The organism is Klebsiella sp. 1SOBk5mer, from assembly GCF_046603115.1.
GTDB classification, from domain to species: domain Bacteria; phylum Pseudomonadota; class Gammaproteobacteria; order Enterobacterales; family Enterobacteriaceae; genus Klebsiella; species Klebsiella quasipneumoniae.
This window is the reverse complement of record NZ_JBKIUU010000002.1, coordinates 84,783-105,400: the sequence shown is the minus strand read 5'-3', so window position 1 is coordinate 105,400 and position 20,618 is coordinate 84,783. Positions and strand designations below refer to the sequence as shown.

Here is a 20,618-nt window from a genome sequence, read left to right as displayed (position 1 = left end):
CTCGTTAACCATTCAGCGTCCCTGACGGGCCGCATTTTTCAGGAAAAATTATGGAGCTGCTCTGCCCAGCCGGTAACCTTCCGGCGCTTAAGGCGGCCATCGAAAACGGCGCCGATGCCGTCTATATCGGGCTGAAAGATGACACCAACGCCCGCCACTTTGCCGGCCTTAATTTCACCGAAAAGAAACTGCAGGAAGCCGTCAGCTTTGTGCATCAGCACCGTCGTAAGCTGCATATCGCCATCAACACCTTCGCCCACCCCGACGGCTACGCCCGCTGGCAGCGCGCGGTGGATATGGCGGCTCAGCTGGGCGCCGATGCGCTCATTCTGGCCGATATCGCCATGCTGGAGTACGCCGCGGAGCGCTATCCGCATATAGAACGCCATGTGTCGGTACAGGCTTCCGCCACCAATGAAGAGGCCATTCGCTTCTATCATCGCAACTTCGACGTGGCGCGCGTCGTACTGCCGCGGGTGTTATCTATTCACCAGGTGAAACAGCTGGCCCGCGCCACGCCGGTGCCGCTGGAAGTCTTTGCCTTCGGCAGCCTGTGCATCATGGCGGAAGGCCGCTGTTATCTCTCTTCCTACCTGACCGGCGAATCGCCCAACACCGTCGGCGCCTGTTCGCCTGCGCGCTTCGTTCGCTGGCAGCAAACCCCGCAGGGGCTGGAATCGCGTCTCAATGAGGTGCTGATTGACCGCTATCAGGATGGGGAAAACGCTGGCTACCCAACGTTGTGTAAAGGCCGCTACCTGGTCGATGGCGAGCGCTATCACGCGCTGGAGGAGCCCACCAGCCTCAACACTCTGGAACTGTTGCCGGAGCTGATGGCCGCCAATATCGCCTCAGTGAAAATCGAAGGCCGTCAGCGCAGCCCAGCCTACGTCACCCAGGTGGCGAAAGTCTGGCGCCAGGCGATCGATCGCTGCAAAGCCGATCCGCAGAATTTCGTGCCGCAATCCGCATGGATGGAAACTCTTGGCTCCATGTCCGAAGGGACACAAACCACCCTTGGCGCCTATCACCGTAAATGGCAGTGAGAAACATGAAATATTCATTAGGGCCGGTGCTTTACTACTGGCCAAAAGAGACGCTGGAAGATTTTTACCAGCAGGCGGCAAACTGCAGCGCCGACACCATTTATCTCGGCGAAGCGGTGTGCAGCAAACGCCGCGCCACCAAAGTCAGCGACTGGATCGAGATGGCGAAAGCGCTGGCCGGCAGCGGCAAGCAGGTGGTGCTATCTACCCTCGCGCTGGTGCAGGCCTCCTCTGAACTGGGCGAGCTGAAGCGCTATGTCGATAACGGTGAGTTCCTGATTGAGGCCAGCGATTTGGGCGTGGTGAACCTCTGCGCCGAACGCAAGCTGCCGTTCGTCGCCGGGCATGCGCTGAACTGCTACAACGCCGTCACTCTGCGCCTGCTGCTTAAGCAAGGTATGGTGCGCTGGTGCATGCCGGTGGAGCTTTCCCGCGACTGGCTGGCTAATTTACTGACCCAGTGCGAAGAGCTGGGTATTCGCAATCAGTTTGAAGTCGAAGTGCTGAGCTACGGCCATCTGCCGCTGGCTTATTCCGCCCGCTGCTTTACCGCCCGCTCGGAAGATCGGCCAAAGGATGAATGCGAGACCTGCTGCATCAAGTACCCAACCGGGCGCAGCATGCTGTCCCAGGAGAACCAGCAGGTGTTCGTGCTCAACGGTATCCAGACCATGAGCGGCTATGTCTACAACCTGGGCAATGAGCTGACGTCCATGCACGGCCTGGTGGATATGGTGCGCCTGTCGCCGATGGGCAACGAGACCTTCGCCATGCTCGACGCCTTCCGCGCCAATGAAAACGGCGCTGCGCCGCTGGCGCTCACCGGCAACAGCGATTGCAACGGCTACTGGAAACGGCTGCCTGGGCTGGCGCTGCAGGCCTGATAAACCGCTCACTTTGTTAACAGCAGTGCTCAGATTTTAATGCATTATTAAAGATGCAGCTTTTCTGGCTGGCGCGTCCTGGATGCGCCAGGCTGGAAGAAGACCTTCAATCTGATGACGATGCTGTAGCAAAGTGAGCCTTTATGACTGACAAATCTGTTCCGTTCTCGGTGCTCGATCTGGCGCCGATCCCGCAAGGATCTTCTGCTAAAGAAGCCTTTACCCACTCTCTGGATCTCGCCCGGCTGGCCGAATCGCGCGGCTATCACCGCTACTGGCTGGCGGAGCACCACAATATGGTCGGCATTGCCAGCGCAGCGACCTCGGTGCTCATTGGCTATCTCGCGGCCAATACCACCACCCTGCATCTGGGGTCCGGTGGCGTGATGCTGCCCAACCACTCTCCGCTGGTGATTGCTGAGCAGTTCGGCACCCTGAATACCCTCTATCCCGGGCGTATCGATCTCGGCCTTGGCCGCGCGCCGGGCAGCGATCAGCCCACCATGCGCGCCCTGCGTCGCCATATGAGCGGCGATGTCGATAACTTCCCGCGCGATGTGGCGGAACTGGTGGACTGGTTTGACGCCCGCGATCCGAACCCGCACGTGCGCCCGGTTCCTGGCTATGGCGAACGAATTCCGGTGTGGCTGCTGGGCTCAAGCCTCTACAGCGCCCAGCTGGCGGCGCAGCTCGGCCTGCCGTTCGCATTCGCTTCGCACTTCGCGCCGGATATGCTGTTCCAGGCCCTGCACCTGTATCGCAGCAACTTTACGCCCTCAGCGCGGCTGGAAAAACCGTATGCCATGGTGTGCATTAATATCATCGCCGCCGACAGCAACCGCGATGCGGAGTTTCTCTTCACTTCCATGCAGCAGGCGTTTGTGAAGCTACGTCGCGGCGAAACAGGACAGCTACCGCCGCCGGTGGAAAATATGCATCAGCTGTGGTCAGCGTCCGAGCAGTATGGCGTGCAGCAGGCGCTGCGCATGTCGCTGGTGGGTGATAAAACCAAAGTCCGCCACGGCTTAGAGTCGATTTTGCGGGAAACCGAGGCGGACGAAATCATGGTCAATGGCCAGATCTTCGACCACCAGGCGCGCCTGCATTCTTTCGATTTAGCGATGCAGGTGAAAGAGGAATTGTTGGGTTAATCAAAATCCAGGCCCGGTGGACGTCGCGCCACCGGGTAAGCCTCTTACTGGTAAACCGGCAGCAGATTAACGCTCGACAGAATGTGCACGACCGCATTGCCCAGGCCAAACAGCAGGATCAGCACAATCATCGGTGTTCCGCCCCATACGCGGAACTGTGGGCTGCCGAAGCGTTTACGCGAAGCGCGAGCCAGCAGCGCCGGTACAATCGCCGCCCAGATCGTCGCCGCCAGACCGGCATAGCCGATGGCGTAGAGGAAGCCATCGGGTTTCACCAGCCCGCCAATCATCGGCGGAATAAAGGTCAGCAGCGCAGTTTTAAAGCGCCCCAGCGCGCTGTCGTCAAAGCCAAACAGATCCGCCAGGTAGTCGAACAGCCCCAGCGTGACGCCAAGGAACGAGCTGGCGACGGCAAAGTTAGAGAACACCACCAGCAGCAGATCCAGGCTCCGGCTGTTCAGCACCCCGCTCAGGGCCTGCACCAGCACATCAATGTTGCCGCCCTTCTGCGCGATGTCGATAAACTGCGGGCGCGGGATATTGCCCATCGTCACCAGCAACCAGACCACGTACAGACCCAGCGCCAGCAACGTACCGTAGGTTAAGCAGCGGATGATGGTACGTGGATCTTTTCCGTAGTATTTCATCAGGCTCGGCACGTTGCCGTGGTAGCCAAACGAGGCCAGGCAGAACGGCAGCGTCATCAGCAAGTATGGCGCATAGGAGGCGTTCTTTTCCGCGACGTTAAACAGCGTCGTCGGCTCGACGTGCCCCAGCAGACTGCCGAAGGTCAGGAAGAAAGTGATCACCTTGGCGCCAAGCACGATAGCCGTCATGCGGCTCACCGCTTTGGTGCTCATCCAGACGATAAATGCCACCAGCAGCGCAAAGCCAAAACCCGCCGCCCGCGCCGGTACGTTCAGCGACATCTCGCTAAACGTATGATGCAGTATCGAGCCGCTGGCTGAAATATAGGCGTAGGTCAGAATATACAGCACAAAGGCGATCGACACGCCGTTGACCAGGTTCCAGCCCTTGCCGAGCAGATCTTTGGTAATGGTGTCGAAGCTGGAGCCGATCCGGTAGTTAAGGTTGGCCTCGAGGATCATCAGACCGGAGTGCAACATGCAGAACCAGGTGAAGACCAGCGCCGCCAGCGACCAGAAAAACCACGCGCCGGACATCACCACCGGCAGCGAGAACATGCCCGCGCCGATAATCGTGCCGCCGATGATCACCACGCCGCCAAACAGGGACGGACGGGTTGCCGTAGTGGTTAGTGTCGCCATTTACCGAAATCTCCAGTCAAAAATACTTTCCCACGATGGGTGCGACGCACTGTACCAGTACACGAGTACAAAAGAAATAAAAAAAGCCCCAATCATAACGATCGGGGCTGTATTATTTAGTTTACGCTAGCGGGCTGCGTTAATTACGCATCGCCACCGAAGCGACGGCGACCGGCAGAGTCATCGCGGCGCGGCGCGGATGCATCGTCACGACGCGGCGCACGGCCTTCACGACGTTCGCCGCTGAAACGACGACCATCACCACGACCACCTTCACGACGCTCGCCACCGAAGCCACGACCGCCTTCACGACGCTCACCGCCGAAGCTACGACCGCCTTCACGACGTTCACCGCCGCCACGACGTTCGGTGCGCGGCTGCGCATCGCCCAGCAGCTGCATGTTCATCGGCTTGTTCAGGATGCGGGTACGAGTAAAGTGCTGCAGCACTTCGCCCGGCATCCCTTTCGGCAGTTCGATGGTGGAGTGAGAAGCGAACAGCTTGATGTTACCGATGTAACGGCTGCTGATATCGCCTTCGTTAGCGATCGCGCCAACGATATGACGTACTTCAACACCGTCATCGCGACCCACTTCAATGCGATACAGTTCCATATCGCCTACGTCACGACGCTCACGCTTCGGACGATCTTCGCGATCGCCACGCGGAGCGCGGTCGTTGCGGTCGCCACGACGCTCGAAGCGATCGTCACGGTCACGGAACTCACGACGCGGACGCATCGGCGCATCCGGCGGCACGATCAGCGAGCGTTCGCCCTGGGCCATTTTCAGCAGCGCAGCAGCCAGCGTTTCCACGTCCAGCTCTTCGCCTTCCGCCGTCGGCTGGATTTTCGCCAGCAGCGCACGGTACTGGTCCAGATCGCTGCTTTCCAGCTGTTGCTGGACTTTCGCGGCGAATTTTTCCAGACGACGTTTGCTCAGCAGCTCTGCGTTCGGCAGTTCAACTTCCGGAATGGTCAGCTTCATCGTACGTTCGATGTTGCGCAGCAGACGACGCTCGCGGTTCTCAACGAACAGCAGCGCGCGGCCCGCGCGGCCCGCACGGCCGGTACGGCCGATACGGTGAACGTAAGACTCGGAATCCATCGGGATGTCGTAGTTCACCACCAGGCTGATACGCTCAACGTCCAGACCACGGGCTGCAACGTCAGTCGCAATCAGGATATCCAGACGGCCGTCTTTCAGACGCTCCAGGGTCTGCTCACGCAGCGCCTGGTTCATGTCGCCGTTCAGCGCCGCGCTGTTGTAGCCGTTACGCTCCAGCGCTTCAGCCACTTCCAGGGTCGCGTTTTTGGTACGGACGAAGATAATCGCCGCATCAAAATCTTCCGCTTCCAGGAAACGCACCAGCGCTTCGTTTTTACGCATGCCGTAGGCAGTCCAGTAGCTCTGGCTGATGTCCGGACGAGTCGTCACGCTGGACTGAATACGCACTTCCTGCGGCTCTTTCATAAAGCGGCGGGTAATGCGACGGATCGCTTCCGGCATGGTGGCGGAGAACAGCGCGGTCTGATGCCCTTCCGGGATCTGCGCCATAATGGTTTCTACGTCTTCGATAAAGCCCATGCGCAGCATTTCATCTGCTTCATCCAGAACCAGGCCGCTCAGTTTAGAGAGGTCAAGGGTGCCGCGCTTCAGGTGGTCCAGCAGACGACCCGGGGTACCGACTACGATCTGCGGACCCTGACGCAGGGCGCGCAACTGCACGTCATAACGCTGGCCGCCATACAGGGCAACCACGTTTACGCCGCGCATATGTTTAGAGAATTCCGTCATTGCTTCAGCAACCTGTACCGCCAGCTCGCGGGTCGGCGCCAGCACCAGGATCTGTGGTGCTCTCAGCTCAGGATCGATGTTGTTCAGCAGCGGTAAAGAGAACGCTGCGGTTTTACCGCTACCGGTCTGGGCCATACCCAGAACGTCGCGGCCGTCCAGCAGATGCGGAATGCACTCAGCCTGGATCGGAGATGGTTTTTCGTAACCCAGATCGGTAAGCGCTTCAAGGATAGGAGCCTTCAGGCCCAGATCTGCAAAAGTGGTTTCGAATTCAGCCATGTAGTACGTGTGCCTCAAAATTAATGGCGGCCAGTCTACATAACTCATCGTGAAAATTTACGGTAATTTTCATTGAAAAGTGTGAACCGGCTCAAAGTAGGTGTATTAACGAACAACAACGCCCTCACCCGCGAAGGTGATGGCAAGCAAAAAACTATGGGCTGATGTGTTCGTCAGCTATTGCTGGTCCGATTCTGCCAGGTCATCTTGCTCCTGGCCCAAGAGCGATAATTCCAACAATGCGTATCGGTGCTCAACGTAGTTATGTACGTTGTTGGCGACCGCCAGTTTGAACAGTGCCGTAGCGCTGTCCTTGTCCCCCAGACTTAGGTAGTACTTACCTAAATAGAAGTTGGTTTCACTGAGATGCTCAGCGAGCGAGGTGTTATCCGTTGCGTCTGCCTTCAGACGAGTCATCAGCTCTTTTTCGCTAATGTCGCCAAGGTAGAACTCGACAATGTTCCATCCCCATTGCTCTTTGTCCGACTTGTCTAAGCGCTCTCTGAGTGCTTCAAGCGCCCGCTTCTCGTCGAGTTTACGCTCGGCGATATAAAGCCACAGGCTACGGAAAGGATCATTGGGATCGTCTTGATAAAACGCCAGCAGATCATCTTGCGCTAACTTAGCCCGGCCGCCGTAATACAGGGCGATACCGCGGTTCAAGTGCGCGTAGTTGTAAGTTGGATCAAGCTCAAGTACAGAATCAAACGCTTCATAGGCAGCATCAAAATTGCCTGCCTGCGTTAAGTAAATGCCTAAGTAATTGAATACTTCAGGCATATCGGGTCGGATTGCCAGCGCTTGTGAAAAATCATTTCGCGCTAATGCCCTCAGACCGAGACTATCATACAACACTCCGCGCTCATATAAAAGCTGTGCGCGTTCGTCATCGGATAAAGCCCGACTGGCAAGAATTTGTTCCATACGTGCCAGAATCACTTCTTGCTGTAAAGTCGGTTGCAATGGTACTGCGAGGACGGCGTCCTTACGCCAGGCGGTGCTACTGCATCCTGCCAGCGTGAGAGCTGTCGCCACGAAACACCAGCGCAAAAAAGGCTTCATTTCCCACTCCCGAAGACAACGATTGGATGAACGTCCTGTTCCCCGGCTGCAAACGAGGCGTCCTGCCCGTAAAACGCCCTCCGCAAAAGCGGAGGGCTAACGGCAACCTTACTCGCCCTGCTCGGCAGCCGGAACTTCCGGCGCTGCGGCAGACGGAGTCTGTTCAGTTGCTTCTTTGATGCTCAGACGGACACGGCCCTGGCGGTCAACTTCCAGAACCTTAACCGGTACTTCCTGACCCATCTGCAGGTAGTCAGTCACTTTCTCAACGCGCTTGTCGGCGATCTGCGAGATGTGAACCAGACCTTCTTTACCGCCGCCGATGGCAACGAACGCGCCAAAGTCAACGATACGGGTCACTTTACCATTGTAGATACGGCCAACTTCGATCTCAGCGGTGATCTCTTCGATACGACGGATAGCATGTTGTGCTTTGTCGCCGTCGGTCGCTGCGATCTTCACGGTACCGTCATCTTCGATTTCGATGGTGGTGCCGGTCTCTTCGGTCAGGGCACGGATAACAGAACCGCCTTTACCGATAACGTCTTTGATCTTGTCCGGGTTGATCTTGATGGTGTGGATACGCGGTGCGAATTCAGAGATGTCGCCGCGCGGCGCGTTAATCGCCTGCTCCATCACGCCCAGGATGTGCAGACGCGCACCTTTAGCCTGGTTCAATGCAACCTGCATGATTTCTTTGGTGATACCTTCAATTTTGATATCCATCTGCAGCGCAGAGATACCGTCGCGGGAACCCGCTACTTTGAAGTCCATATCGCCAAGGTGGTCTTCGTCACCGAGGATGTCAGACAGCACGACGAAGTTGTCGCCTTCTTTCACCAGGCCCATGGCGATACCCGCCACGGCGGCTTTCACCGGCACACCAGCGTCCATCAGCGCCAGAGAGGCACCACAGACGGAAGCCATGGAAGAAGAGCCGTTGGATTCGGTGATTTCAGACACCACGCGAACGGTGTACGGGAATTCGTCGATAGTCGGCATCACGGCCAGAACGCCGCGCTTAGCCAGACGACCGTGACCGATTTCACGACGCTTCGGAGATCCCACCATGCCAGTTTCGCCTACGGAGTACGGAGGGAAGTTGTAGTGGAACAGGAAGGAGTCGGTACGCTCGCCCATCAGTTCGTCGATGTTCTGCGCATCGCGTGCGGTACCCAGAGTCGCGGTAACCAGCGCCTGCGTTTCGCCACGGGTGAACAGTGCGGAACCGTGAGTACGCGGCAGAACGCCGGTACGAACGTCCAGACCACGGATCATATCTTTTTCGCGGCCATCGATACGCGGCTCACCGGCCAGCACGCGGCTACGAACCACGTTTTTCTCGATAGCGTGCAGGATTTCACCCAGTTCGTTAGCGTCCAGGGTTTCATCTTCTGCAACCAGCGTAGCGATGGTTTCAGATTTGATCACATCAACCTGAGCGTAACGCTCTTGTTTGTCGGTGATACGGTAAGCATCGCTCAGGCGGGATTCAGCCAGCGCAGCCACGCGCGCGTTCAGCGCTTCGTTGACGGCTTCCGGCTGCCAGTCCCAACGCGGTTTACCGGCTTCTTTCACCAGGTCGTTGATGTTCTGAATAACAATCTGCTGCTGCTCGTGGCCAAAGACCACCGCGCCCAGCATCTGGTCTTCGCTCAGCAGTTCCGCTTCGGATTCCACCATCAGCACGGCCGCTTCGGTACCGGCAACCACCAGATCCAGTTTGCTGGACTTCAGCTCTTCCTGGGTTGGGTTCAGTACGTACTGGTCGTTGATGTAACCCACGCGCGCGGCGCCGATTGGGCCATTGAACGGAATACCAGACAGGGACAGCGCTGCGGAAGCGCCGATCATCGCGACGATATCCGGGTTAACCTGCGGGTTAACGGAAACCACGGTGGCGATAACCTGAACTTCGTTAACGAAGCCTTCCGGGAACAGCGGGCGAACCGGGCGGTCAATCAGACGCGCGATCAAGGTTTCGCCTTCGCTTGGGCGGCCTTCACGACGGAAGAAACCACCCGGGATTTTACCGGCAGCGTAGGTACGCTCCTGGTAGTTAACCGTCAGCGGGAAAAAGTCCTGGCCTGGCTTCGCTTTTTTCTGGCCCACAACGGTCACGAATACCGCAGTGTCATCCATGCTAACCATCACAGCGGCCGTTGCCTGGCGCGCCATCATGCCGGTTTCCAGGGTCACGGTATGCTGGCCGTACTGGAATTTACGAACGATCGGATTAAGCAAAATTCTATCCTTTTTATCTATAAATCACGCCATATCTACGACATAGCGTCTATTGACCCGATCCTCTGCATCCTCGCGACTAATGACAACCTTTACCCGCCCCTGCGGATGAAGCCTCTCATTAGCCGCGCGAACCTCTGCATGAAGATCATTACTAGCAACAATACATGAGTTTTGAATGAATTGCTGCCGCCCGGTCGAAAAAAGGGGCCGTCAGGCCCCTTTTTCTGAAACTCGCAGAATTAGCGACGCAGACCCAGACGCTCGATCAGCGCAGAGTAACGTGCAACATCTTTACGTTTCAGGTAGTCGAGCAGTTTACGACGCTGAGAAACCATGCGCAGCAGACCACGACGGCTGTGGTGATCTTTTTTGTGCTCTGCAAAGTGGCCCTGCAGGTGGTTGATCTGTGCAGTCAGCAGTGCAACCTGAACTTCGGTAGAACCGCTGTCGTTTTCGCCACGACCAAACTCAGAAACGATTTTTGCTTTAGCTTCAACGCTTAGAGACATTTTAGAACTCCAAAATTAAAAGAAAGAAAGGGTGCCGATCTCTAATTCAGCGACCCCTGATGCAACGCCCGAAAATGTTAAAACACTTTAGCGGACGTTAAGCGGCGATATTCTACTCGTAGCAGGCTTTTATCGCAAGAAAAGCGCTTACGCCGGGTATTCCACCACCAGACGACGCGGCGCCACGCGGCCTTCATCGTCAATTTCGCCCATGCCGAGAAACTTGCCGGATTCGCTTTCCATCACCCGCACCAGCCCGTTAAGCGGCGCGCCTGACTGACGTACCGGGTTGCCGTTTTTAAAGTAGACCGCGGAGGTCTCCGGGATCGTCACCAGCGGATAGTCCGACGCCGGGCTGTCCATCGGCATCAGCAGCGGATCGAGCAGCTGCGCGGCAGGAATATCCTGCGCCGCCGCCTGATCGACCAGCGCCTGCAGCTGCTCGAGGGTCACCATCCGCTCAACCGGGTATTTGCTCACCGCCAGGCGACGCAGGAAAATCACGTGCGCGCCGCAGCCGAGCTTCTCACCTAAATCATCGATAATCGTCCGGATGTAGGTGCCTTTCGAGCAGTGGATCTCCAGCTCCAGTTCATCGCCTTCATGGCGAATAAACAGCAGCTCATAAACGGTAATCGGCCGAGCTTCACGCGGGACCTCAATCCCCTGACGGGCATATTCGTACAGCTTCTTGCCCTGATATTTCAGCGCCGAATACATCGACGGCACCTGCTGCGTCTCGCCGCGGAAGCTGTCCAGCGCCGCCGCCAGCTGTTCGTCGCTAAAGGTCAGCGGGCGCTCTTCCACCACCTGGCCATCGGCATCGGAGGTATCGGTGCGCTGGCCAAGTTTAGCTATCACGCGGTAGCGCTTATCGGAGTCCAGCAGGTATTGGGAAAACTTGGTCGCTTCGCCAAGGCAGATCGGCAGCATACCGGTCGCCAGCGGATCCAGCGCGCCGGTGTGTCCGGCGCGGTTGGCGTTATATATACGCTTTACTTTCTGCAGCACATCGTTGCTGGAGGCGCCCTGAGGCTTATCCAGCAGCAATACGCCGTGCACGTCGCGGCCGCGACGACGAGGACGACTCATCAGTCCTCCTTGCTGTCGTCCGGGTTCACACGACGCTCATCGTCGTGTTTCACCACGCTGGTGACCAGGTTGGACATACGCATCCCTTCCACCAGTGAGTTGTCGTAGAAGAAGGTCAGCTCCGGCACGATGCGCAGGCGCATCGCTTTCCCCAGCAGAGAGCGGATAAAGCCAGAGGCTTCCTGCAGCGCTTTGATGCCCGCTTTCACCGCGGCTTCATCTTTGTCGTTGAGGAAGGTGACATACACCTTGGCATAGGCCAGGTCACGGGACATTTCCACACCGGAAACGGTGGTCATCATGCCCAGACGCGGGTCTTTGATTTCACGCTGCAGGATGATAGCAATCTCTTTTTGCATCTCCTGGGCCACGCGCTGCGGGCGACCAAATTCTTTCGCCATAATAAATTCTCCAGAATAAAGACAAAAAAGGGGCCTAAAGCCCCTTTTTAAAATGATTGCCGGGTGGCGCTTCGCTTCCCCGGCGGCTTAGCCATCCGATGATTAATCGATGCTACGCTGGATTTCGATGATTTCGAACACTTCGATCATATCGCCAACGCGAACGTCGTTGTAGTTCTTCACACCGATACCACATTCCATGCCGTTACGGACTTCGTTAACGTCATCTTTGAAGCGGCGCAGGGATTCCAGCTCGCCTTCATAGATAACCACGTTGTCACGCAGCACGCGGATTGGGTTGTGACGTTTGATCGTCCCTTCGGTAACCATACAGCCCGCGATGGCGCCGAATTTCGGCGATTTAAAGACATCACGCACTTCAGCCAGACCGATGATCTGCTGTTTCAGTTCCGGAGACAGCATGCCGCTCATCGCCGCTTTCACTTCGTCGATCAGGTTATAGATGACGGAGTAGTAACGCAGATCCAGGCTTTCCGCTTCGATAACTTTACGCGCAGAGGCATCGGCACGAACGTTGAAGCCAACCAGAATCGCGTTGGATGCTGCAGCCAGGGTGGCGTCGGTTTCGGTGATACCACCTACGCCGGAACCGATGATCTTCACTTTCACTTCGTCGGTAGACAGTTTCAGTAAGGAATCGGAAATCGCTTCGACAGAACCCTGTACGTCCGCTTTCAGCACGATGTTCACTTCGTGAACTTCGCCTTCGGTCATGTTAGCGAACATGTTTTCCAGTTTAGATTTCTGCTGACGCGCCAGCTTAACTTCACGGAATTTGCCCTGACGATACAGCGCCACTTCACGCGCTTTTTTCTCGTCACGAACCACGGTCACTTCATCACCGGCAGCCGGCACACCGGACAGGCCGAGGATTTCCACCGGAATGGACGGACCCGCTTCCAGCACTTCGCGACCCAGTTCGTCACGCATCGCACGCACACGACCGTATTCGAAGCCGCACAGAACGATATCGCCCTTGTGCAGCGTACCTTCGCGAACCAGAACGGTAGCGACCGGACCACGACCTTTATCAAGGAAGGATTCGATCACCGCGCCGCTCGCCATCCCGTTACGGACCGCTTTCAGCTCGAGTACTTCAGCCTGCAGCAGGATCGCGTCCAGCAGGTCGTCGATACCGGTACCGGCTTTCGCGGAGACGTGGACGAACTGGCTCTCGCCGCCCCACTCTTCCGGCAGGATGCCGTACTGGGACAGTTCGTTCTTCACACGGTCCGGATCGGCTTCAGGCTTATCGATCTTGTTCACCGCAACCACCACCGGCACCTGCGCCGCTTTGGCGTGCTGGATAGCTTCGATAGTCTGCGGCATCACGCCGTCGTCTGCCGCCACCACCAGAACCACGATATCCGTCGCCTGCGCACCACGAGCACGCATGGAGGTAAACGCGGCGTGGCCCGGGGTATCCAGGAAGGTGATCATGCCGTTGTCGGTTTCTACGTGGTAAGCACCGATGTGCTGGGTAATGCCACCCGCTTCGCCGGAAGCAACCTTAGTGGAACGAATGTAGTCCAGCAGCGAGGTTTTACCGTGGTCAACGTGACCCATGATGGTCACAACCGGTGCGCGCGGTTCAGCCGCCGCGCCGGTGTCACGGTCGCTCATTACCGCTTCTTCCAGCTCGTTTTCACGACGCAGGATAACTTTGTGGCCCATCTCTTCGGCAACCAGCTGTGCGGTTTCCTGGTCGATGACCTGGTTGATGGTCGCCATGGCGCCCAGCTTCATCATCGCTTTGATGACCTGCGAACCTTTCACCGCCATCTTGTTAGCCAGTTCGCCAACGGTGATGGTTTCGCCGATCACGACGTCACGGTTAACGGCCTGCGCCGGCTTCTGGAAGCCCTGCTGCAGAGCGGAACCTTTACGGTGCTTACCGCCTTTGCCGCCGCGAACGGCCGCACGGGCTTCTTCACGATCGGCTTTAGATTCAGCGTGTTTGTTGCCTTTCTTCGCCGGACGCGCCGCTTTGCTGCTACGGCTGCGGCTGCGGCCGCCTTCGACTTCACGATCGTTATCATCTTCAGCCTGACGAGCATGCTGTGACGTGGTGACGTGATAGTCGCTGGTGTCTTCCGGGCTGTCTGAAGTTTCAGACCAATTTTTTTCGTTTTCTTCTGCCATACGGCGTGCTTCTTCCGCTACACGGCGCGCTTCTTCTTCAAGTTTGCGGCGTGCTTCTTCTTCCGATTTGCGCTTCAGTTCCGCGGCTTCGTTCTCGCGACGGATCTTTTCAGCCTGGGCGGTTTTGGTCATTTCGTCGGTATGTTGATTGCTCACTTTGTCTTTTTCCGCAGCTTCACGTTTCGCTTTATCAGCGACTTCACGTTTAGCTTGTTCTGCGGCCTCACGTTCAGCTTTTAATTGCGCCTCGCGTTTCGCTGCTTCTTCAGCTTCACGACGGGCCTGCTCTTCCGCTTCACGCTGCGCCTGCTCTTCCGCGGCCAGGCGTTCAGCCTCTTGCGGATCGCGTTTCACAAAGGTGCGTTTCTTGCGGACTTCGATTTGTACCGATTTACTCTTTCCACCGGTACCTGGAATATTCAACGTACTGCGCGTCTTACGCTGTAACGTCAGCTTGTCTGGCGCCGAACCGTGCTCACGGTTCAGGTGCGTCAACAAAGTTTGTTTCTCTTGCGAGGTCACAGAATCATCAGCCGTTTTGCGGATGCCTGCGTCAGCAAATTGCTGTATCAGGCGATCCACAGAGGTCTGAATCTCTGAGGCCAGCGCTTTAATAGTCACATCTGTCATGCTGTTCCTTCCTGCTACAGTTTATTACGCTTCGTCGCCGAACCAACAAATGTTGCGAGCGGCCATGATGAGCTCGCCAGCTTTCTCGTCGGTCATCCCTTCGATATCAGCCAGGTCATCAACGCCCTGCTCGGCGAGATCTTCCAGCGTACAAACACCACGGGCAGCCAGTTTGAATGCCAGGGCACGATCCAGACCTTCGAGATTCAACAGATCATCGGCAGGTTTGTTATCTCCCAGGCTTTCTTCCTGAGCCAGCGCCAGCGTAGTCAGTGCGTTTTTCGCACGCTCACGAAGTGCTTCAACGGTGGCTTCATCCAGACCGTCGATTTCCAGCAGTTCTTTCATCGGCACATAGGCCAGCTCTTCCAGTGAGGAGAAGCCTTCTTCAACCAGCACTGTCGCGAAATCTTCATCAATATCGAGATATTTGGTGAAGGTATCGATAGCGGCATGCGCTTCCGCCTGGTGCTTAGCCTGCAGATCGTCAACGGTCATCACGTTGAGTTCCCAGCCGCTAAGCTGCGAGGCCAGGCGGACGTTCTGACCGTTACGGCCAATCGCCTGCGCCAGGTTGCCCGCTTCTACCGCGATATCCATGGTGTGTTTATCTTCATCCACCACGATGGACGCGACGTCTGCCGGCGCCATAGCGTTAATCACGAACTGCGCCGGGTTATCATCCCAGAGGACGATATCGATACGCTCGCCGCCCAGCTCGGTGGATACCGCCTGCACGCGCGCGCCGCGCATACCGACGCAAGCGCCAACCGGGTCGATACGCTTGTCGTTGGTTTTCACCGCGATTTTGGCACGAGAGCCCGGATCGCGAGCTGCCGCTTTGATCTCCAGCACTTCTTCACCGATTTCCGGCACTTCGATGCGGAACAGTTCGATCAGCATCTCAGGTTTGGAACGGGTCACGAACAGCTGGGCGCCACGCGCTTCCGGACGGACGGCGTACAGTACGCCGCGAATGCGGTCGCCCGGACGGAAGTTTTCACGCGGCAGCATATCTTCACGCAGGATCACGGCTTCAGCGTTGTTGCCCAGATCCAGAGTGATGTTGTCGCGGTTCACTTTTTTCACCACGCCGGTGATGATCTCACCTTCGTGCTCGCGGAACTGATCGACCACCATCGCGCGCTCGGCTTCGCGAACTTTCTGCACGATAACCTGTTTAGCGGTCTGGGTGGTGATGCGGTCGAAGGTGACAGATTCAATCTGATCTTCTACGTAGTCGCCGACGTTCATGCTTTCATCTTCGAAACGCGCGGCTTCCAGCGTGATCTCGCGCGTCGGCTGGGTGACTTCTTCTACAACCAGCCAGCGACGGAAAGTGTCGAAATCGCCGCTCTTGCGGTCGATTTCAACGCGAACGTCGATCTCTTGTTCGTATTTTTTCTTGGTGGCCGTTGCCAGCGCGCTTTCCAGCGCTTCGAAAATTTTCTCACGCGGCAGCGCTTTTTCGTTGGAAACGGCTTCAACAACAGCCAAAATTTCTTTGTTCATCGGGGCCTTTCACCTCAATCCAGACTGTTAAAAGTGGGGAACCAGGTTCGCCTTCTGGATGTTACTCAGCGCGAACACTTCATCTTTGCCTTCGACGGTTACCGTGATCATTTCACCGTCTACCGCTTTGATAATGCCCTGCCATTTGCGACGGTTCTGAACCGCCATGCGCAGCACCAGCGCAACTTCTTCGCCAGTGAAACGTTGATAGTGTTCGGCGGTGAACATCGGACGGTCGAGACCAGGCGAAGAGACTTCCAGGTTGTAAGCGACAGTGATCGGGTCTTCGACATCCATGACGGCGCTTACCTGGTGGCTCACATCAGCACAATCATCAACGTTGATGCCATCTTCACTATCAATATAGATGCGCAGTGTGGATGTGCGACCGCGAATAAATTCGATGCCGACCAGCTCAAAGCCAAGCGCTTCAACCGGCGCAGTGAGCATCTCTGTCAATTTTTGCTCTAATGTGGACAAACCCACCCCCAAGACATAAAAAAAGGGCGTATAGCCCAGTTATTCTGAAGTCAGATAACAAAAAACCCCGATAAATCGGGGCTTTAGATAACTGAACCCTGAGATCGCCATGGCGATCTGGAACACCTTCCGCAAGAATTCTTTCAAATTCGGCTACGAAGGACACCTAGTCCTCACAGTATATTTGAAAAAGTACTTAATGGGAAAGTGGTTGCGGGGGCCGGATTTGAACCGACGACCTTCGGGTTATGAGCCCGACGAGCTACCAGGCTGCTCCACCCCGCGCCTGAAACGTGGCATATTTTACTCTTTTTGAGCAAAAGACGCAAATACTGCTGGGATTTGGTACCGAAGACGGGACATAAAATCGGGATGAATTGTAACGACAATTAGTATATTTTGTCAACATGCATTTTATCGCCCCCGATTGCCGTTTGTGCTGGTATTTCAGGCTTTTTTAGCAAAAAGATGATGAAGCCCTTCCTGTCACCAGTAAAAGATGGTTAAATGAATACTCACAATTAATGCATAAAAATGCAGTTAAGGTTGTTGAGTCGAACTCACCACAGTCTATCGAGCAGGGTTTTATTTTATGACGACGATTCTCAAGCATCTCCCGGTTGGTCAACGTATTGGTATCGCTTTCTCTGGTGGACTGGATACCAGCGCCGCGCTGTTATGGATGCGCAAAAAAGGCGCCGTGCCTTATGCATATACCGCTAACCTGGGTCAACCGGACGAAGACGATTACGATGCTATTCCGCGCCGCGCGAAAGAGTACGGCGCCGAAGGCGCCCGTCTGATCGACTGCCGCAAACAGCTGGTCGCAGAAGGGATCGCCGCGATTCAGTGTGGCGCTTTCCATAACACCACCGGCGGGTTGACCTACTTCAACACCACGCCGCTGGGCCGCGCGGTCACCGGCACCATGCTGGTAGCGGCAATGAAAGAAGACGGCGTCAACATCTGGGGCGATGGCAGCACCTATAAAGGCAACGATATCGAACGTTTCTATCGCTACGGCCTGCTGACCAACGCTGAACTGCAGATCTACAAACCGTGGCTGGACAGCGATTTCATCAATGAACTCGGCGGCCGTCACGAAATGTCCGAATTTATGATCGCCTGCGGCTTTGACTACAAGATGTCGGTCGAGAAAGCCTATTCCACCGACTCCAACATGCTCGGCGCTACCCACGAAGCGAAAGATCTGGAGTTTCTGAATTCCAGCGTCAAGATCGTCAACCCGATTATGGGCGTGAAGTTCTGGGACGAAAACGTGAAGATCCCTGCGGAAGAGGTCACCGTACGTTTTGAGCAGGGTCACCCGGTAGCGCTTAATGGCAAAACCTTCGCCGATGACGTCGAGATGATGCTGGAAGCCAACCGCATCGGCGGTCGTCACGGCCTGGGCATGAGCGACCAGATCGAAAACCGTATTATCGAAGCGAAAAGCCGCGGCATTTATGAAGCCCCGGGGATGGCGCTGCTGCATATCGCTTATGAGCGTCTGCTGACCGGTATTCATAACGAAGATACTATTGAGCAATATCACGCTCACGGTCGCCAGCTGGGCCGTCTGCTGTATCAGGGCCGCTGGTTCGATTCCCAGGCGCTGATGCTGCGTGATTCGCTGCAGCGCTGGGTCGCCAGCCAGATCACCGGCGAAGTCACCCTTGAGCTGCGTCGCGGCAACGACTACTCGATCCTCAATACGGTATCAGACAACCTGACCTATAAAGCAGAGCGTCTGACCATGGAAAAAGGTGATTCCATGTTTAGCGCTGAAGACCGTATCGGCCAGCTGACCATGCGTAATCTGGATATCACTGATACCCGCGAGAAGCTGTTCGGCTACGCGCAGTCTGGCCTGCTGAGCGCCTCCTCAGCGACGGGTTTACCGCAGGTTGAAAATCTGGAAAACAAAGGCAAATAATCGCCTGACGATGTTTGCTCTCTGCCGGCGGCTCTCCGCCGGCTTTTTTATTTTTTGTTACCAGTCTGCACCAGAAAATTCGAAAAGAGGCATTATTTCCTTATCGCCTGGTCAGCAAAATTGTTGACTATAATATCCTCAATTGATTAATTCGTATCTGGTGATAAACATCATGAATATTAAACCGCCTATCAGGCCGCAGAAGGCCATTGACCGATTGATCGATGTGCTTGAGCCACACGCGACGCCCGTTAACGCGATCGCCAGAAAAAGACTCACGTGGGAATATAAAGGCAAAACCCAGCTCTTTATTTTTAAAAAAGGCGAGTTGTCGATTATTCGTAATTCCGACAGGCTCTTGATGGTGACCGTCTATGAACCCCACCTTTTCGGCGTGGCGGAAATGCTGCAGCCCAGCCGCAGTCATAGCCTGCGTGCAGAGGTCTCATCCGAGCTGCTGCGTATCGACTACGATCTGGCGTCGGCGCTATTTCGTCAGCATAATCTGTGGGAAGAAGTGACAATCCTGCTGGCCTATCATACCTCGTATATGGTGTATCGTGACGATCTGGTCTTGCAACAGCGAACCTATTCGGTGATCCGTAACCATCTGCTGGAAATGATGCTCTTAACCGAAGAGACACGACAGCGCGTATCTATTCTTGAATATATTCAGGACCGGACTCATCTCTCACGCAGCAGTATTCTTAATGTCTTGTCAGCCTTAAAGAAAGGCGGTTATATTGCCTTTGCCCGGGGGGGTTATTTACAAAGCATTGCCTCACTTCCTGAAAAATTCTGAGTCGCACCAACCTCTGTCATTTGTGGCTATTCATCTCACAGCTGAAGTTGTTTAAATTTAAACCAATAAACGCTAACGGTAACAAAAAAATAATTTTAAGCTAACTACCTGAGTTACCGGAGGACATCCTGTGCCGGGCACGACCAGCAGACAGCCATACAAGGCGTGCATCGCCGGGCCTGCGCAGGTGCAGGATATGCCGCCGGCAATCGGCCAGGCGTGAGCAGCGGTAGCGGGAGTTGATCCCCTCTCCTACCGCCTGCTCGACCATAACGATGAGATCCAAAAACCCGTTAATTTTGCCCGAACACCCGTATCGGGCTTTTTTTTATCTGAAGGAATTCAACAATGAAGTCTATTGCTCCAAAAATGGTAGCCCTGATGATCGCTGTGGGGGCCAGCGGCGCCGCCTGCGCATCCGTTAATCTGCATGGTGAAGCCGGTAGCGAGTTTACCAATCTGTCTGCCAGCTTTGGCGCCGGGGAACCTGGAATGACGTTCAATACCCAGTGGGCGCATAGTGACAATGACGGCGACACCATTGGACTGGGTATGGGTTATAACTTCAACCTCGGGCCTTTCCTGATGACGCTGGGCGGTAAAGGCATCTATCTGAACCCTAAAGATGGGGATGAAGGCTACGCCATCGCCGCGGGTGGCGGAGCAGAGCTTCCTCTCGGCCAGTACTTCACGCTCTTCGGTGAGGGCTATTACTCGCCGGACTCGATGTCCAGCGGCGTCGATGATTATGTGGAGGCCAATGCCGGGGTACGCCTCAACGTGCTGCCGTCGCTGAATATCGAAGCAGGCTATCGATATATCGATATGGCGGGGAAAGACGGCCATCGCGACAACACCCTCGCCGACGGGGCCTATGCCGGGGTTAACTTCCGCTTTTAATCCATGCACAGGGATTGCCATCCGGCAGTCCCTGCTTCATTCTTAACTGGCCTGCGGCACGCTTTTCAGTACGCGGTTAATCTCCTGCAGGCCAGCAACATTATTCTCTTTGCGGTAAACCTCATTCATAGACGCCATCTGCTCCAGGCGGGTCAGAGCGCCATACACCTGATATGCCTCGCTGTGTCTGTCGAACACATCGCGGCGCTCAACATCCTGCAGATAATGACTTTTCAACGAATGGTTAAGGCGGCCAATCAGTGCCGTATTGTCCTGGAAATAGCGCGTCACCGCCTGGGCATTGTTCGCTGCAACGCCAGGCTCACTGTATGATACCGGTACGGTTAGCGCATTAATCGTCTCCACCGTTTTGGATGGCGATGTTGAACTGCATCCCGCTAAACCGAGCGCGCCGGCGACGATAAGCAACCCGATCTTG

General features: G+C 55.9%; 18 protein-coding genes and 1 tRNA gene. 6 read left to right on the top strand and 13 right to left on the bottom strand.

The window, feature by feature from the left end:
* Positions 1–50 precede the first annotated feature (50 nt).
* From ACLH1U_RS06130 to ACLH1U_RS06120, 3 genes are all read left to right on the top strand, one after another.
* Positions 51–1,046, top strand: coding sequence for a peptidase U32 family protein (locus ACLH1U_RS06130; protein ID WP_004206164.1), 996 nt, complete (start codon positions 51–53; stop codon positions 1,044–1,046).
* Positions 1,047–1,051: 5 nt separating this feature from the next.
* Positions 1,052–1,930, top strand: coding sequence for a U32 family peptidase (locus ACLH1U_RS06125; RefSeq protein WP_064157961.1), 879 nt, complete (start codon positions 1,052–1,054; stop codon positions 1,928–1,930).
* A 143-nt stretch (positions 1,931–2,073) separates the two neighbouring features.
* Positions 2,074–3,081 carry a luciferase-like monooxygenase gene (locus ACLH1U_RS06120; RefSeq protein ID WP_017899898.1) on the top strand — a complete coding sequence of 336 codons (1,008 nt, stop codon included), beginning with the start codon at positions 2,074–2,076 and terminating at the stop codon, positions 3,079–3,081.
* Between the two features lie 44 nt (positions 3,082–3,125).
* Here the strand turns inward: ACLH1U_RS06120 and mtr are convergent, their stop codons facing one another.
* The 12 genes from mtr to ACLH1U_RS06060 form a co-directional block, all read right to left on the bottom strand.
* The gene (gene mtr, locus ACLH1U_RS06115; protein WP_032454170.1) at positions 3,126–4,370 is read right to left on the bottom strand and encodes a tryptophan permease; all 1,245 of its coding nucleotides are present in this window, start codon (positions 4,368–4,370) and stop codon (positions 3,126–3,128) included.
* 143 nt (positions 4,371–4,513) lie between these two features.
* Positions 4,514–6,445 (bottom strand): ATP-dependent RNA helicase DeaD, encoded by a 1,932-nt coding sequence (gene deaD, locus ACLH1U_RS06110; RefSeq protein WP_023291114.1) that lies wholly within the window; start codon positions 6,443–6,445, stop codon positions 4,514–4,516.
* Positions 6,438–6,518 carry a protein YrbN gene (yrbN, locus tag ACLH1U_RS06105; RefSeq protein WP_085903200.1) on the bottom strand — a complete coding sequence of 27 codons (81 nt, stop codon included), beginning with the start codon at positions 6,516–6,518 and terminating at the stop codon, positions 6,438–6,440. Before yrbN ends, deaD begins: the two co-directional genes overlap by 8 nt.
* Positions 6,519–6,622: 104 nt before the next feature.
* Positions 6,623–7,507 (bottom strand): lipoprotein NlpI, encoded by an 885-nt coding sequence (gene nlpI, locus ACLH1U_RS06100; RefSeq protein ID WP_004206169.1) that lies wholly within the window; start codon positions 7,505–7,507, stop codon positions 6,623–6,625.
* 108 nt (positions 7,508–7,615) lie between these two features.
* Positions 7,616–9,751 carry a polyribonucleotide nucleotidyltransferase gene (gene pnp / locus ACLH1U_RS06095; protein WP_023291115.1) on the bottom strand — a complete coding sequence of 712 codons (2,136 nt, stop codon included), beginning with the start codon at positions 9,749–9,751 and terminating at the stop codon, positions 7,616–7,618.
* Between the two features lie 242 nt (positions 9,752–9,993).
* Positions 9,994–10,263 carry a 30S ribosomal protein S15 gene (rpsO, locus tag ACLH1U_RS06090; protein WP_002918244.1) on the bottom strand — a complete coding sequence of 90 codons (270 nt, stop codon included), beginning with the start codon at positions 10,261–10,263 and terminating at the stop codon, positions 9,994–9,996.
* 147 nt (positions 10,264–10,410) lie between these two features.
* The gene (gene truB, locus ACLH1U_RS06085; protein WP_023291116.1) at positions 10,411–11,355 is read right to left on the bottom strand and encodes a tRNA pseudouridine(55) synthase TruB; all 945 of its coding nucleotides are present in this window, start codon (positions 11,353–11,355) and stop codon (positions 10,411–10,413) included.
* Entirely contained in the window at positions 11,355–11,756 is a 402-nt protein-coding gene (rbfA, locus tag ACLH1U_RS06080; RefSeq protein ID WP_002918248.1) for a 30S ribosome-binding factor RbfA, read from the bottom strand. The genes truB and rbfA overlap by 1 nt, the downstream gene beginning before the upstream one ends.
* Before the next feature lie 102 nt (positions 11,757–11,858).
* The gene (gene infB / locus ACLH1U_RS06075; protein ID WP_023291117.1) at positions 11,859–14,549 is read right to left on the bottom strand and encodes a translation initiation factor IF-2; all 2,691 of its coding nucleotides are present in this window, start codon (positions 14,547–14,549) and stop codon (positions 11,859–11,861) included.
* A 24-nt stretch (positions 14,550–14,573) separates the two neighbouring features.
* The gene (gene nusA, locus ACLH1U_RS06070) at positions 14,574–16,061 is read right to left on the bottom strand and encodes a transcription termination factor NusA (protein WP_002918252.1); all 1,488 of its coding nucleotides are present in this window, start codon (positions 16,059–16,061) and stop codon (positions 14,574–14,576) included.
* Positions 16,062–16,088: 27 nt separating this feature from the next.
* Positions 16,089–16,541 carry a ribosome maturation factor RimP gene (rimP, locus tag ACLH1U_RS06065; protein ID WP_002918364.1) on the bottom strand — a complete coding sequence of 151 codons (453 nt, stop codon included), beginning with the start codon at positions 16,539–16,541 and terminating at the stop codon, positions 16,089–16,091.
* A gap of 208 nt (positions 16,542–16,749) precedes the next feature.
* A tRNA-Met gene (locus ACLH1U_RS06060) sits at positions 16,750–16,826 on the bottom strand.
* Between the two features lie 307 nt (positions 16,827–17,133).
* Here ACLH1U_RS06060 and argG point away from each other — a divergent pair.
* The 3 genes from argG (at position 17,134) to ACLH1U_RS06045 (ending at position 20,179) form a co-directional block, all read left to right on the top strand.
* Complete coding sequence (argG, locus tag ACLH1U_RS06055; RefSeq protein WP_032454171.1) at positions 17,134–18,477, top strand: argininosuccinate synthase; 1,344 nt, start codon at positions 17,134–17,136, stop codon at positions 18,475–18,477.
* 172 nt (positions 18,478–18,649) lie between these two features.
* Positions 18,650–19,279 carry a winged helix-turn-helix transcriptional regulator gene (locus tag ACLH1U_RS06050; RefSeq protein ID WP_023291118.1) on the top strand — a complete coding sequence of 210 codons (630 nt, stop codon included), beginning with the start codon at positions 18,650–18,652 and terminating at the stop codon, positions 19,277–19,279.
* 348 nt (positions 19,280–19,627) lie between these two features.
* Entirely contained in the window at positions 19,628–20,179 is a 552-nt protein-coding gene (locus ACLH1U_RS06045; RefSeq protein WP_032454172.1) for a YfaZ family outer membrane protein, read from the top strand.
* Positions 20,180–20,221: 42 nt separating this feature from the next.
* Here the strand turns inward: ACLH1U_RS06045 and ACLH1U_RS06040 are convergent, their stop codons facing one another.
* Entirely contained in the window at positions 20,222–20,470 is a 249-nt protein-coding gene (locus ACLH1U_RS06040; RefSeq protein ID WP_072420646.1) for a hypothetical protein, read from the bottom strand.
* Positions 20,471–20,618 lie beyond the last annotated feature (148 nt).

Excerpts from the sequence above, each read along its gene's own strand:
- ACLH1U_RS06130 (WP_004206164.1), top strand. The coding sequence starts at position 51 with ATGGAGCTGCTCTGCCCAGCCGGTAACCTTCCGGCGCTTAAGGCGGCC.
- ACLH1U_RS06125 (WP_064157961.1), top strand. The coding sequence starts at position 1,052 with ATGAAATATTCATTAGGGCCGGTGCTTTACTACTGGCCAAAAGAGACG.
- ACLH1U_RS06120 (WP_017899898.1), top strand. The coding sequence starts at position 2,074 with ATGACTGACAAATCTGTTCCGTTCTCGGTGCTCGATCTGGCGCCGATC.
- mtr (WP_032454170.1), bottom strand. The coding sequence starts at position 4,370 with ATGGCGACACTAACCACTACGGCAACCCGTCCGTCCCTGTTTGGCGGC.
- deaD (WP_023291114.1), bottom strand. The coding sequence starts at position 6,445 with ATGGCTGAATTCGAAACCACTTTTGCAGATCTGGGCCTGAAGGCTCCT.
- yrbN (WP_085903200.1), bottom strand. The coding sequence starts at position 6,518 with ATGAAAATTACCGTAAATTTTCACGATGAGTTATGTAGACTGGCCGCC.
- nlpI (WP_004206169.1), bottom strand. The coding sequence starts at position 7,507 with ATGAAGCCTTTTTTGCGCTGGTGTTTCGTGGCGACAGCTCTCACGCTG.
- rpsO (WP_002918244.1), bottom strand. The coding sequence starts at position 10,263 with ATGTCTCTAAGCGTTGAAGCTAAAGCAAAAATCGTTTCTGAGTTTGGT.
- truB (WP_023291116.1), bottom strand. The coding sequence starts at position 11,355 with ATGAGTCGTCCTCGTCGTCGCGGCCGCGACGTGCACGGCGTATTGCTG.
- rbfA (WP_002918248.1), bottom strand. The coding sequence starts at position 11,756 with ATGGCGAAAGAATTTGGTCGCCCGCAGCGCGTGGCCCAGGAGATGCAA.
- infB (WP_023291117.1), bottom strand. The coding sequence starts at position 14,549 with ATGACAGATGTGACTATTAAAGCGCTGGCCTCAGAGATTCAGACCTCT.
- nusA (WP_002918252.1), bottom strand. The coding sequence starts at position 16,061 with ATGAACAAAGAAATTTTGGCTGTTGTTGAAGCCGTTTCCAACGAAAAA.
- argG (WP_032454171.1), top strand. The coding sequence starts at position 17,134 with ATGACGACGATTCTCAAGCATCTCCCGGTTGGTCAACGTATTGGTATC.
- ACLH1U_RS06050 (WP_023291118.1), top strand. The coding sequence starts at position 18,650 with ATGAATATTAAACCGCCTATCAGGCCGCAGAAGGCCATTGACCGATTG.
- ACLH1U_RS06045 (WP_032454172.1), top strand. The coding sequence starts at position 19,628 with ATGAAGTCTATTGCTCCAAAAATGGTAGCCCTGATGATCGCTGTGGGG.